Here is a 13,463-nt window from a genome sequence, read left to right as displayed (position 1 = left end):
GTCCGCTAGCCTGTGGAGTGGCTAGAGCCGCACGGGGTAGTCGTGGTCCTCGATAGCCGGGACGATCGTCCCGTCGACGAAGATCCCGTACCAGAGCATGAAGCAGATGACCGTCCAGATCCGTCGACTGTTGTCGACGGATCCGGCTCGGTGCTCCTCAAGCATTTGCAGGGTGAACGCCTTGTTGAAGATGTGATCAGTGTCGGACGTCGCGATGAGCTCGCGCGCCCAGTCGTACATCTCGGTGCCCGCGAGCCAGTGACGCAGCGGCACCGGGAAGCCGAGTTTGCGGCGGTGCAGGACGTGCGGCGGCACGATCTGCTCAAGGGCCTTGCGCAGCGCGTACTTCGTGGTGTCGTGGGAGATCTTCTCGTCGAACGGAAGCTGTTCGGCGATGTCGAAGACCTCTTTGTCGAGGAACGGCACACGGAGTTCCAGTGAGTGCGCCATGTTGATCTTGTCGGCTTTGACGAGGATGTCGCCGCGCAGCCACGTGAACAGGTCCAGGTGCTGCATGCGGGTCACGGGGTCGAGGCCCTCGCTCATCCGGTAGATCGGGGCCGTCACGTCCTGGTGCATCCAGTCGTCGCGGAAATTGCGGAGAACCGCACGCAGACGTGCGTCGTCGAAGCTTCGGGCATTCCCGTAATAGCGTTCCTCCAACGACAGCGAACCGCGGTGCAGGAGACTCTTGCCGCGCGTGCCTTCGGGGATCCGATCGGACACCTTGCCTGCGAGACGACGCAGACCGCCCGGCAGCTTGTCGAACGATTTGAGCGACAACGGCTCCTTGTAGATCGTGTACCCGCCGAACAGTTCGTCGGCGCCCTCACCCGAGAGCACCACCTTGACGTGCTTGCGGGCTTCGGCGGCCACGAAGTAGAGGGGGACGAGGGCCGGATCGGCGACCGGATCATCGAGGTACCAGATGATCTGGGGGAGTGCGTCGATGAACTCGCGCGGCGAGACGACCTTCACGATGTGGCGGGCGCCGATCGCGGCCGCCGATTCGGCTGCTACGTCGACCTCCGAGTAGCCGTCGCGCTCGAAGCCGGTGGTGAACGTGATCAGGTCCGGATTGTGCTGGATGGCGAGCGCCGCGATGGCCGTCGAGTCGATGCCGCCGGACAGGAACGAACCGACCGTCACGTCGGCGCGCATGTGCTTGGCGACCGAATCGCGCAGCACGTCGGCGATCTCGTCGTACCGCTTCTGTGCGGTGTCTGGCGTGAACGGACGGACCGGGAACTTCGGGTCGAAGTACCGGGTGACGGTCGGCGCGAGCCCGGGTCGCAACGTCGCGTAGCAGCCGGACTCCAAGCGCGTGATGTTCGCGTGGAGCGTCTCGGGCTCGGGGACGTACTGCAGCACCGTGTAGTGCTCGATCGCGCGGTCGTCGAGTTCATGGCCGAGTCCGAGGCGGTCCAGGACTTCGAGGAGGCTCTTCTTCTCGCTGCCGAACGCGGTCCCCGCGGCGCTGGTCGCGAGGAACAGCGGCTTGATGCCGAACCGGTCGCGCGCCAGGAACAACTCGCGTGTCTGCGTGTCCCACACCGCGAACGCGAACATGCCGCGCAGTTTGCGGACCACCTCCGGGCCCCAATGGTGAAAGCCCGCGACGATCGACTCGCCGTCGCCCTCGGTGCGGAACTGTGTACCGAACTCGCGTGCCAGTTCCTCGCGGATCTCCAGGTAGTTGTAGATCTCACCGTTGAACACCAGGGCGTAGCGGTCGGGATTGTCGGCGGGCCCCCAGCGCAGCGGCTGGTGTGAGTGCTCGATGTCGATGATCGACAACCTGTTGAAGCCGAGCACGATATCGTCGTCGTTCCATGTGCCGGGTTCGTCGGGGCCGCGGTGTCGCATGCAGTGCGCTGCCGACGCGATCAACTCCGCGGTGGATCCCGCCGAGGCGTCGCTGGTGAGCATTCCGAGCAAGCCGCACACGCTGACCAGCCTCATTTCCATCGATTGCAGATACATGGGACGCGACCAGCCGAATACCGCTCGCGCGCCGCGTCCACTATGCCGTAGAAGCACGCCGAGGTGCGACATCTCGCGCCCCACATGAGGTCGACGCCACGCCGGACGTGAGCGTATTCGCAGGTCGCGCGACGCAGTACTGAAATCGGCTGACCCAATAGAGAACTCATCCGCGGGTTGGACTACGCTGCGTAGTTACTAGGTGCAAGAATTGCGCAAGGAGTGGTTTGCTCCGCCGTGCGAACCTTGTGGAACAGCTCCCTGCCAGCAGGAAGGCGTGAAATTGACGAACCGTGGACGGCCGTCGGCACGACGTGGAGTACCCGCGTCGCGCACGATCAAACGACTGAGTGCCCTCGCGGTCCTGGGCGTCGTCGTGCTGATGACGTCGGGTTGCAGTGCCGAAGAGGCCTTGCATTTCGGTTGGCCTGAAGGGGTCACCCCCGAAGCCCACGACATGCGGGTGTTCTGGACGTGGTGTGTCATCGCTGCTCTGGCGATGGGCGTGCTGGTCTGGGCTCTCATCTTCTGGACCATCACCTTCCACCGCGCGAAAGAGACTGAGAGCGACGACGAGGTCATCCCGCGTCAGACCGGTTACAACGTGCCGCTGGAGCTGGCGTACACCGCCATCCCGTTCGTGCTGATCGCAGTGATGTTCTACTTCACGGTCGTCGTGCAGAACAACGTGGAAAAGGAAGAGGACAACCCTGCCGTTGTCGTCGACGTCACCGCGTTCCAGTGGAACTGGAAGTTCGGCTACAACTCTGTGAAGATCGGGGATGACCAGCTCGTCAACGCGAAGGACTCGCGCAACGGTGAGCCGTTCGAGTTGCAGATTCCGAAGTATCGGGAGCACGAAGGCGAGAAGGAGCTCATCAAGGGCGCGGCCGGCGGCCGTTCCAATGAGGAGCGCAAGTACCTGAAGTTCGACAAGATCGAGACCCTGGGCACGTCGTCGACAATCCCGGTCCTCGTCCTCCCGACGGACACTCGCATCGAGTTCGATCTCGCTGCCGCGGACGTCGTCCACTCGTTCTGGGTTCCCGAGTTCCTGTTCAAGCGTGATGTGATGCCGTTCCCGGCGCAGAACCACACAGACCCGAGCTTCCAGATCAGTTCGATTGACCGTGAGGGCGCATTCGTCGGACGTTGTGCGGAGATGTGCGGTACCTTCCACGCGATGATGAACTTCGAGGTCCGCGCGGTCAGCCCCGCCGACTTCGCGAGCTACATCAAGTACCGCTCCGAGAACCCCGAGGCGTCGAACGCTGAAGCGCTCCACTCGATCTGCCAAGTCCCCGAGTCCGTGACGACCGTGCCGTTCGATTCGCGACGCGTCTCCAACGATGAGACTCCGAAGGATCTCGGTGACGCGAACAACACCAAGGTCGCGGGTTGTGTGCAGGCTAAGGAAGGTACGAACTGATGAAGGTCGAAGCACGGATCTTTGAAATCCTCGCGATGTTCTTCGTCGTGATGGGCATCATCTACGCGATCTGCACGTACTTCTACCGGACCGGCGTCGAATGGACCGGCGTGGTGTGCATGTTCTTCGCGGGTGGACTCGCGCTGATCGCAGGCACCTACTTCCGCTTCGTCGCACGCCGCGTCGAGATCCGGCCTGAGGACTACGAAGAGGCCGAGATCGAAGACGGCGCAGGCGAGCTGGGATTCTTCAGCCCGCACAGCTACTGGCCGATCGCCATCGCCGCCAGTGCGACGCTCTTCGCGATCGGTTTCGCGACCGCGAACTTCTGGTTCGCGATCGCCCTGGTGGTCGCGATCATCGGCACCGTGGCAGGGCTCGTCTTCGAATACCACGTGGGTCCCGAGAAGCACTGAACCACGAAGCATCCGCCGAAGCCGCATCCGGATACCGGGTGCGGCTTCGTCATACCCATCAACTGTCTGCCGCCGAGCGGGACACGCTGCGAGCGTTTCTCTCCGACGCGTTCGACGGTGACTTCGCCGACTTCGACTTCGACCATAGTCTCGGCGGCCTCCACGTCCTGGCGGACGATCATGCGGGGCTCGTCGGCCACGCGTCCGTCGTCCAACGGCAGCTCATCGCGGGTGCCACCGTGCTACGCACCGGGTATGTGGAGGCGGTCGCGGTCGCGTCCCGCAGACGTCGGGAGGGGATCGGAGATGCGCTCATGGTGTGCGTCGAGGACGTCATAGCCGATGCCTACGACCTCGGGGCGCTGAGCGCATCCGACGACGGCCGCCCCCTGTATCTGCGCCGCGGGTGGGAGCCGTGGAACGGCCCGCTCGGCGTCCTCACACTCGACGGCGTACGACCGACCGCCGACGAGGATTCGATTCTGGTGCTGCGAACGCCGACACACCCGGGCCTGGACACTACCCGACGTCTGATCTGCGATCCACGCGCCGGATCGGCATGGTAGGCAACGCAGACGAGTAGGAGATGTCGTGCTGCACTGCACGGAGCAACTCTCGCTCCTTTCGTGACCGTATGCGGGGCGACGCGGACGCCGCGTCGCCGACTCGCCCACGCCGCCTGCCCCGCTACAGCGACAGCGGGCCGCGGACGGCCCTGACGGTGGCGCGCGCGGTAGCGGAAGTGGGGGAGGGGAGTCGACGAAGTTGCTGTGGGACGGCGGCGATCGTCGACCAAGGTCCGGTTCACACCGCGAGTGCAAGCCCGCCTGGCCATTCCTGTCGGTAGCGGCATTGGATGCGCCGCGCGACCGCTGAGCCAGATATACAACTGAGCCAGATATACGACTGAGCCTCCAAATACGACGATGGCCGCCTCGCGAATCGCGAGGCGGCCATCGTCGTAGAGAACCGACCTAGTCGAGCGGGTTTCCGCCCTTGGCCTGCAGCTCCATGATCGCCTTCTTCTCGGCATCGTGCTGCTCGTGCGCGATACGCGCATTCTGCGCCTGCTCCTCGGCGGTGTCCGGGACCAGGACGGTACCGGTGCCGGGCGAGCCCGCAGAGCCGAGCTTGTTCATTCGCTTCGGCAGCGCGGCGCCCTCGTAGGGGAGCGGAATCGGATGACCGTGGTCGTCGACCGGGCCGAGCGGCTGGTGCGTCTCGATGTACTCGCCCTGCGGCTCGCGACGGATGATGCCTGTCTCGATGCCGTGGGAGAGGACGGCGCGGTCACTGCGCTGCAGCGAGAGAGCCCAGCGGTAGGTGATGAAGTACACCAGCGGGGGCAGGACGATCATGCCGATACGTCCCATCCACGTCGTCGCGTTCAGCGAGATGCTGAACTTAAGCGCGATGATGTCGTTCATGCACATCAGCGTGAGGATGATGTAGAACGTCAGGGCCATCGCACCGACCGCCGTGCGGACCGGAGCGTCACGCGGGCGTTGCAGCAGGTTGTGGTGCGCGTAGTCGCCGGTGAGCTTCTTCTCGATCCACGGGTACCCGAACAGCAGCCCGAACATCACACCGATCACCAGGACGACCCAGAACACTGCGGGCACCGTGTAGTTGCCCAGGTAGAGCTCCCACGCAGGCATCAGACGTGCAAAACCGTCAGTCCACATCATGTATATGTCCGGCTGTGAACCGGCGGAGACTTGAGCCGGGTTGTACGGGCCGATGTTCCAGACCGGGTTGATCTGGAAGACGCCTGCGATCAGGGCCAGGAAACCGAAGACGATCGCGAAGAAGGCGCCGCCCTTGGCCGCGAAGACCGGGAGGATGCGCACGCCGACGACGTTCTTCTCAGTACGGCCGGGGCCGGGGAACTGGGTGTGCTTCTGGTACCAGACGAGCGCGAGGTGAGCACCGATCAGAGCCAGGATGATGGCCGGGAAGATCAGGATGTGCAGCACGTACAGGCGCGGGATGATGATGTCGCCCGGGAAGTCGCCGTTGAACAGCGCCCACTGGACCCACGTACCGACCAGCGGGATCGACAGGACGATGCCCGACATGGCGGCGCGAACACCGGTGCCCGACAGGAGGTCGTCCGGCAGCGAGTATCCGAAGAATCCCTCGAACATGGCCAGCAGCAGCAGGAAGCAGCCGATGATCCAGTTCGCTTCACGCGGGCGGCGGAACGCGCCGGTGAAGAAGATACGAGACATGTGCAGGATGATCGACGCGGCGAACAGCAGAGCTGCCCAGTGGTGGATCTGGCGCACGAACAGACCGCCGCGGACCTCGAATGAGAGGTTCAGGGTGGTCTCGTAGGCGCGACTCATCGTCACACCGTTGAGGGGCTGGTACGCGCCGTCGTACTGGACGTGCGCCATCGACGGATCGAAGAAGAGTGTGAGGTAGGTGCCCGACAGCAGCAGGATGATGAAGCTGTAAAGGGCGACCTCACCGAGGAGGAACGACCAGTGGGTCGGGAACACCTTGTTGATCTGGCGGCGCATGCCGGCAGCGAGGTGATACCTGGAGTCGACCTCTTCTGCCTGCGTGGCGAGGCGGTCGGCGACTGTCATGACTTACGCTCCCAGAATGCCGGTCCGACGGGCTCGATGAAGTTTCCTTCGTTGATGGTGCTGTTCGCGACCATGTAGCCCTGGTTGTTGACAGTGATAGGCAGCTGAGCCAGCGCGCGTGCAGCAGGACCGAAGACCGGCTTGCAGAACTCCAGTGCATCGAACTGCGACTGGTGGCACGGGCACAGGACGCGGTGCGTCTGCTGCTCGTACAGCGACGTCGGGCAACCGAGGTGGCTGCAGACCTTCGTGTACGCGTAGTAGTCGCCGAAGTTGAAGCTCTCCTGGCCGCGTCGCTTGATGACCTTCGCGTTGTCCTCGGGGCGGAAACGGATCAGCATCACTGCGTTGCGGATGCCGCGGATCCCCTCGAGGAGCTTATGGCGTGACTCCTCGGTGTCGCCGTAGCCGTCCGAGACGCGCCACGGGAACACCGTCTCCATGGCGCCGGCGTCCAGATCTTCGGGGCGCACGAGCGCCACCTGGTACGGGTTGCCGGTGTCCCGACGCAGGAAGACGGTCTCGCCCTTGCTCTCGTTGAAGATCGGCGACCAGCCGGTGTTCCACAGGGGTGCGTCGTCGCGCTTGGCCCACGGATTCTTGATGAAGCCGCCGACCGCGGCGACACCGCCGGCGAGACCCAGTGCGCCGAGGCCGAAGGCCGCGGAACCGAGGATCACCTTGCGGCGACCGAGGGTGCTCGTTTCGGCAGTGTCCTTGAGTTCGGCGACGACCGTCTGCTTGTCGACTTCGGTGGATCCGCCGTCATGGCGGTCCTGCACCGAGATCTCCTGCGGGATGAAACGCTTGGTGATCTGGATGACGCCGAAGCCGAATGCGAGAATCGCGCCGCCGAAGGTGACGCCGAGCAGCGGGGTGTAGAACGTGTACGCCCAGTAGCCGTCTTCCTCCGGCATGGTGAATTCCCACCGGTTCCAGATGAAGAGTGCGAAGCCCGCGATGGCGAGCAGGCCGGAGATGACGAACCAGATCGCGACGGCGAACTCGGAGCGCTTCTCAGCCTTGGTGCCCGCCTCGGGGTGACGCTCGGCGCGGTGAATGATCTCCACCCCGTCGAGGTTCGTGCCGAGACGGACCTTGTCTTCGTGAGACATCTCCGCGAGTTCCTCGTCGGACGGGATGTCCTTATTCGAATCGCTCAATTTCGTGATCCAATCCACATGGCGCCCGCGATGATGACCGCTGCGCCGACAACCCACATGACCATGCCCTCAGAGGCCGGGCCGAAACCGCCGAGACCGTAGCCGCCCGACGGGGCAGCAGTGTCCGCGTAGCGGATGAAGCCGATGATGTCCTTCTTCTCGTCGATCGACAGCTGACGATTGGAGAACTTCGGCATGTTCTGCGGACCCGTAAGCATCGCGGTGTACAGCTGCTGCGGGTTCACATCGCTCAGCGGGGGAGCGAACTTGCCGCCCGAGAGCGCGCCGCCACGGCCAGTGAAGTTGTGGCAGGACGCGCAGTTCATCCGGAACAGCTCGGAACCGCGACCGAGGTCGTCACCGCGCAGCTGATCCATCTGTAGCTCGGGGAAGCCGTTCTCGTCGCGCTTGATCTGGCCGTCCTCGTTGAGGACGTACATCGCGCGCGGACCGCCGCCCATCGCCTGGACGTAGGCGCCGAGCTGGTCGATGTCTGCTTCGGTGAATTTGGCGGGCTTACGGTGTGCCTGGGCCTCACCGCGCATCGCCGGCATACGGCCGGTCGAGACCTGGAAGTACACGGCGGCGTCGCCGACACCGATCAGCGAGGGGCCACGGTCGGTGACGCCCTCGAGGTTCGCTCCGTGGCAGGTGATGCACGACGTGTCGTACAGCTGCTTGCCTGCAGCGATCAAGCTCGACTCTTTATCGTCAGCGGTGGCGACCTGAGGCTTCGGACTGAGCAGTCCGGCGATCAGGCCGGTGGCCACGAGGCCGAGGAGCAAGAAGATCGTGCCGGTGGCACGCCGGCGGAGCTTACGACGCGCTTTGGCACGCGACGGCGTCGACGCCGTGTCGCGCGGCTTCGGCGAACTCGGTGGAGATGATCTCATCGGTGACTCTCTACTAAGCGGTTGGACTGGTTTCTGGTGAACCGGGCTGAACGGTTCTGGGCTGAACGGTTCTGGCCGCCGTTACCGGATGAAGTAGATGACCACGAACAGGGCGATCCACACGACGTCGACGAAGTGCCAGTAGTACGACACGACGATCGCGGCAGTGGCTTGAGCCGGCGTGAACTTCGACAAGCGCGTCCGAATCAGCAGGAACACGAAGGCGAGGAGGCCACCGATGACGTGCATGCCGTGGAAGCCGGTCGCCATGTAGAAGACCGAGCCGTATGCGTTCGAGGAGAGGGTCAGGCCCTCGCCGACCAGCGTGTAGTACTCGTACGCCTGGCCGCAGACGAAGAACGTGCCCATCACCAAGGTGAGCGTGTACCAGCGGCGGAGACCGTATACGTCACCGCGCTCAGCAGCGAAGACGCCGTACTGGCAGGTCACCGAGCTGAGAATCAGGACGAGGGTCACCGGCACCGCGAGCGCCAGGTTCAGGTGCGCGGGCGGTTGGGGCCACCCGTCGGCGGCATTGGCCCGCGCGACGAAATACATCGCGAACAGGCCGGCGAAGAACATCAACTCGCTCGACAACCACACGATGGTGCCGACGCTGACCATATTCGGACGGTTCAGCGAGTGCACGCGTGAGGTGATGGCGGTTCCGGAGTTACCCACAGCGCTAGTCACACAAGAAGTATGACGGTTCGTAGTAACCGATTTCCAGCGGGGTCGGTAAATCGGTTCGCCGCGGGGTCTCCGTGCAGGTAGGCGCGGTCCGGGCGGCGGGGTCCGGCGTGTCCTTTCGGCGGCGACCGATCGCGTGGTTTGCTCGTTGCCATGAGCGGAGAGTCAGGGGACGGCATGTTCGGCCGGATTGCCAAGATGTTCCGGCGTGGCGGCGGTGCGGGGCGGGTTCTCTCGCCGGAGGACCCCGACCTCGCCGTCGTGGTGCGCAGCGACGACGACGCGGTCGCCACCTCAACGGTACTGGAGTCCGCTGGATTCGAGTCGGCGTCACCGGTTGTGCTTCGTCATCTGATCGCAGTCCCCGCGTCGGCGGTCGCGAGCGCGACGGCCTCCGCTGCGTTGGAGGGGTACGTTGCGACGGAACGGCTCGACGACGATCCGCCCGTCCAGCCGCCGCTCGTGCCGGTCGCGCTGTCGAGGGTGCAGCGGGCGGACGCGCGGATCGTCTCGCAGGAGCGGTCCCGGGTCGCGAGCCTCGCATCGCGCAACGGTGGCGTCGGTCTCGGGTGGGCCGTCCTCGACGTTCTGCCGGATCGATAGGCTGGTCGCGTGAGCACCCCCGAATTCGCCGAGAGCACTCCCGTCGACGCGGTCACCCCGTCGACTTCTGCAGATACTGCACATACGTGGCCGCGGATTCTCGGCAGGATCACCGATGGCTTCGACCTGTCGGTCGACGAAGCCGCATGGGCGATGCACGAGATGATGTCCGATGCGGCGACCGGCGCACAGATCGGCGCGTTCGGTGTCGGCGTGAAGATGAAGGGGGCGGCAGCGGACGAGTTGCGCGGCCTGGCCGACGCGATGCTGGCCATGGCCAACCGGATCACGTTGTCCGGGGAGGCCGTCGACATTGTCGGCACCGGAGGCGACCGGTCGCACACCGTGAACATCTCGACGATGGCCTCGGTGGTCGTGGCGGCCGCGGGAATCAAGGTCGTCAAGCACGGCAATCGCGCGGCGTCCTCGAAGAGCGGCGGAGCCGACGTGCTCGAAGCGCTCGGCGTCGCCATCACGCTCGGTCCGGACGCGGTGACGGCCTGCGTGGAGGAACTCGACATCGGGTTCTGTTTCGCCCCCGTGTTCCATCCGGCATTCCGCTTCATCGGTCCGCCGCGCAAACAGATCGGCATCCCCACGATCTTCAACGTGCTGGGTCCACTGACGAACCCGGCGTCGCCGCAGGCGAGCCTCATCGGATGCGCGTTCGACGATCTTGCGCCGGTTCTCGCCCAGGCATTCGTCGACCGCGGCAACCGCGTCCTCGTCGTCCGCGGCGATGACGGTCTCGACGAGATCACCACCACGACGACCACGAGCCTCTGGCAGGTCGTCGCCGGGCAGGTGCGCAGGTTCACGCTGGACCCGCGCGACCTCGGCATCGACCTGGTCGAACTGGCTGCGCTGCAAGGCGGGGACGCCGCCGTGAACGCACGGATCGCACGTGAACTCTTCGACGGAGCGCGCGGAGCGGTCCGCGATGCAGTAACCGTCAATGCGGCGGCTGCGATCGTCGCCTACGAACAAACTGTCCTGTACGACGACGCCGGCCTGCTCGCCGCGCTGCGTGCTGCCGTCGCTCGGGTGGAGGAGATCATCGACTCCGGCGCCGCCGCGCGGCTGCTCGACGATTGGGCCGCGCTGACGCGCAAGCTCGCCTGAATGGTCGACCCGGCCAGCCGTCTAATCTGCGCCAATCAGTCTTCGCCGATGGAGAAGCCGCCGTCGACCTCCGCGCTCGCATAGCTGCGGAACGCGATGTGGGTGGCGCTGGTGCGGACTCCGGGCAGCCGGTTGATCCTGCCGGTGACGACGTCGGCGATCTCGTCGTGGTCGCGGACCCTGACCTTCGCGATCAGGTCGACGTCGCCGGCACAGGAGTAGACCTCGGTGACGCCCGGAATATCGGCGACCGCCTGTGCGGTCTCGGGAATCTGGTGGATGTCGGCCCCGATGAGAACGATGGCGGTGATCATGCCCCAACTCTAGCGGGCAGCGGCATCGGCGCATCTCTCGCTCGCCGGGCCGCGAGGGCGAAGTCGGTCCAGCGCTGCGCCGAGCCGATCGGCGACGACAGGGGATCGGTCGCGCTGACCAGTCGTGTGCCCGGCTCGCCGATCCACCGCTCGATCAGCGAGAGCTCTTCGGGCGGCGCGCCGCCGAGTGGCCCGGCGTCGACGGGCTCGACGACGGTCCGCGCGCCAGCCGTCATCATCTCGATCACCGGCAGCGGCGGCACCCCGCGTGCTGCGTGCGCTGCGCCCGCCAGTCGGCCGTATCGGACGACACACAGCTTCCAGCCGCCGCCGTCGTCGGGCCGGGCGACGACGATTTCGCGGATGCGAGCGATCACGGCGAGACGTTGAGAACGGGCCAGGACGTCGACGGTCGCCGCGAGGCGGTCTCGTGCGCGGGCGGCCGACTCGAATCGTCGCGTGTCGGCGAGCAGCTGTAGCCGCCGTTGAAGATCGACGAGCAATGCATCCGATTCGCCGGCCATGAGGACGCGGGCCGCTTCCACACGGCAGAGGTAGTCGGGCAGGGTCTGCGGCCGGTCGCTCGCCGCGTGGCACAGGCCGGGACGGTGTGCGATGAGCGGGTCGGGGAGTCCGACGGCCGACGCGTCACCCGGACACCAGTGGTGGTCGGCGCGCTTGAGGTTCTGTGTGCAGCTGCGCAATCCGGCCGCCGCGCTGATGACGTCGGCGACGTCGGCGGCGACTGTGCGGCTGTGCACGGGCCCGATCGCGTCCGGTACGGGCGTCCGGCTGACGGACAGGCGAGGAAACCGTTCGCGGGTGAGATTGACCCACCACCCGCGGTGCGGGTTGCGGGACCGCCTGTTGTACACGGGTTTGTGTGCGGCCAGGAGTGTCAGTTCGCGTACGCCTGCCTCGAGGTCGTGTGCGCACACGACGTGCTCGACGCGTTCGGCGAGCGCGACCATCTCGCTCATCCGGGCACGCGTGTCCGACCCCGAGAAGTATGAGGAGACGCGGCGACGAAGATCCACCGCCGTCCCGACATAGAGGACTTCGTCGCTCGGTCCGCGAAACAGATAAACGCCGGGGCTCCGCGGCAGACCGGTCGCCATCGAACGTTTGGCCCGCATCGCGGGCGTCGCACGCGGGAGGTAGTCGGTGAGATCCCGATAGGTGTGCACTCCGCGGTTCCCGACCCGTTCGAGCAGCCGATGGAACACGTCGACGGTCGCGCGGGCGTCGTCGAGCGCGCGGTGGGTCGGGCGAACCGACACCTCGAACAGGTCGGCCAACGCCGACAGCTTGACGCTCGGCGCCTCCTCCCGGGTGAGGATGCGCCGCGCCATCGCCACCGTGCACAGGGACGTGGTGAACGGCCACGGCAGATCCATCCTCGCGGCTGCCTTGCGGAGGAACGCGGTGTCGAAGCGCGCGTTGTGCGCGACGAGAATCGCGCCCTGCGCGAACTCCGCGAACGCGGGCAGTACTTCTTCTATGGGTGGCGCGTCGTAGGTCATCGCGGTGGTGATCCCGGTGAGCGCGACGATCTGCGGCGGAATCGCACGGCCCGGGTCGACGAGCGTTGCGAACTCCCCAAGGACCTCGCCGCCCCGGATCTTGACGGCCCCGATCTCGGTGATGGCGTCGGTCTCCGAGCTTCCGCCGGTCGTCTCCAGATCGACGACGACGAGCGTCGTGTCGAACAAAGATCTGTCGGCGAACTCGTCGTCATCGTCGAGGTCGGCGAACGAGAGCTGTCCGGTGGTCATGGACCGCACGCTAGGGGACCCCTCTGACATCGAACGTCCGCCGAGGCGCCGGGTCGCACCCGAGCGCGACTGTCGAACGAAACTGTCGGAGGGGATTCGTAGTCTGCACCTGAGGTCGAGATAATCCGACCTCCTCGCGACACGCCGGCACCGGCGGAACGCGCGAAGATCGTGCCAACGAACATCAAATGAGAGGCGGATCACAATGCGAATCGACTGCGCCACCTGTCCGGCCCGGAATCGCGAATGCGACGGGTGCATGATGCAAGTCCTGTTCGACCCTGTCACCAGTGCATATGGCTCCGACGGCGACTCGGCGGAGATTGCGTCCGCCGTTGATGTGTTCGTTGCCACAGGCATGATTTCGGACGAATCGGCACGCAGTGCAATAGCTGCTGTCTCTGCAGGTCACCGCGCATTCGAGCCGGATGCGCGGGACTGGCTCCGTGCGGTCTGACACGACGGTGTGTCGCATTCGTGT

12 protein-coding genes are annotated in these 13,463 nt (G+C 65.3%); 5 read left to right on the top strand and 7 right to left on the bottom strand.

Translation table 11 applies throughout. The annotated features are described in order from the left end of the window. Window positions 1-21 precede the first annotated feature (21 nt). Window positions 22-1,947 carry an asparagine synthase (glutamine-hydrolyzing) gene (gene asnB / locus L5G33_RS12760; RefSeq protein ID WP_236998760.1) on the bottom strand — a complete coding sequence of 642 codons (1,926 nt, stop codon included), beginning with the start codon at window positions 1,945-1,947 and terminating at the stop codon, window positions 22-24. A gap of 313 nt (window positions 1,948-2,260) precedes the next feature. Here asnB and ctaC point away from each other — a divergent pair, with 313 nt between their 5' ends. Genes ctaC through L5G33_RS12745 form a run of 3 tightly spaced genes read left to right on the top strand, consistent with a single transcriptional unit; the run spans window position 2,261 to window position 4,394 of the window. Next, window positions 2,261-3,412 (top strand): aa3-type cytochrome oxidase subunit II, encoded by a 1,152-nt coding sequence (gene ctaC, locus L5G33_RS12755; protein ID WP_236998553.1) that lies wholly within the window; start codon window positions 2,261-2,263, stop codon window positions 3,410-3,412. Further along, on the top strand, window positions 3,412-3,828 hold the full coding sequence (locus L5G33_RS12750; protein ID WP_236998552.1) for a cytochrome c oxidase subunit 4: 417 nt from the start codon (window positions 3,412-3,414) through the stop codon (window positions 3,826-3,828). Before ctaC ends, L5G33_RS12750 begins: the two co-directional genes overlap by 1 nt. A gap of 38 nt (window positions 3,829-3,866) precedes the next feature. Further along, a complete protein-coding gene (locus tag L5G33_RS12745; RefSeq protein ID WP_236998551.1) occupies window positions 3,867-4,394 on the top strand; it encodes a GNAT family N-acetyltransferase in 528 nt (175 codons plus the stop codon). A 408-nt stretch (window positions 4,395-4,802) separates the two neighbouring features. Here L5G33_RS12745 and qcrB read toward each other — a convergent pair whose 3' ends face one another. The 4 genes from qcrB to ctaE form a co-directional block, all read right to left on the bottom strand. Then, complete coding sequence (gene qcrB / locus L5G33_RS12740) at window positions 4,803-6,422, bottom strand: cytochrome bc1 complex cytochrome b subunit (RefSeq protein WP_236998550.1); 1,620 nt, start codon at window positions 6,420-6,422, stop codon at window positions 4,803-4,805. Next, window positions 6,419-7,585 carry a cytochrome bc1 complex Rieske iron-sulfur subunit gene (qcrA, locus tag L5G33_RS12735; RefSeq protein WP_236998549.1) on the bottom strand — a complete coding sequence of 389 codons (1,167 nt, stop codon included), beginning with the start codon at window positions 7,583-7,585 and terminating at the stop codon, window positions 6,419-6,421. The genes qcrB and qcrA overlap by 4 nt, the downstream gene beginning before the upstream one ends. Next, on the bottom strand, window positions 7,582-8,478 hold the full coding sequence (gene qcrC / locus L5G33_RS12730; protein WP_236998548.1) for a cytochrome bc1 complex diheme cytochrome c subunit: 897 nt from the start codon (window positions 8,476-8,478) through the stop codon (window positions 7,582-7,584). Before qcrC ends, qcrA begins: the two co-directional genes overlap by 4 nt. Before the next feature lie 81 nt (window positions 8,479-8,559). Further along, a complete protein-coding gene (gene ctaE, locus L5G33_RS12725) occupies window positions 8,560-9,171 on the bottom strand; it encodes an aa3-type cytochrome oxidase subunit III (RefSeq protein WP_236998547.1) in 612 nt (203 codons plus the stop codon). Between the two features lie 150 nt (window positions 9,172-9,321). On the opposite strand from ctaE, the gene L5G33_RS12720 reads away from it, so the two are divergent. After that, window positions 9,322-9,771, top strand: coding sequence for a hypothetical protein (locus L5G33_RS12720; RefSeq protein WP_236998546.1), 450 nt, complete (start codon window positions 9,322-9,324; stop codon window positions 9,769-9,771). A gap of 9 nt (window positions 9,772-9,780) precedes the next feature. Further along, window positions 9,781-10,893, top strand: a complete 1,113-nt coding sequence (trpD, locus tag L5G33_RS12715; protein WP_236998545.1) for an anthranilate phosphoribosyltransferase — start codon at window positions 9,781-9,783, stop codon at window positions 10,891-10,893. A gap of 35 nt (window positions 10,894-10,928) precedes the next feature. Here the strand turns inward: trpD and L5G33_RS12710 are convergent, their stop codons facing one another. Together L5G33_RS12710 and L5G33_RS12705 are read right to left on the bottom strand one after the other, a co-directional pair. Beyond that, the gene (locus tag L5G33_RS12710; RefSeq protein ID WP_236998544.1) at window positions 10,929-11,207 is read right to left on the bottom strand and encodes an Lrp/AsnC family transcriptional regulator; all 279 of its coding nucleotides are present in this window, start codon (window positions 11,205-11,207) and stop codon (window positions 10,929-10,931) included. Continuing rightward, entirely contained in the window at window positions 11,204-12,982 is a 1,779-nt protein-coding gene (locus L5G33_RS12705) for a DEDD exonuclease domain-containing protein (RefSeq protein ID WP_236998543.1), read from the bottom strand. The genes L5G33_RS12710 and L5G33_RS12705 overlap by 4 nt, the downstream gene beginning before the upstream one ends. Window positions 12,983-13,463: the final 481 nt, after the last annotated feature.

This window comes from Gordonia liuliyuniae, assembly GCF_021738805.1.
Lineage (GTDB): Bacteria > Actinomycetota > Actinomycetes > Mycobacteriales > Mycobacteriaceae > Gordonia > Gordonia liuliyuniae.
Note: the sequence above shows the minus strand (reverse complement) of the source record. Positions and strands in the feature narration are given on the sequence as shown.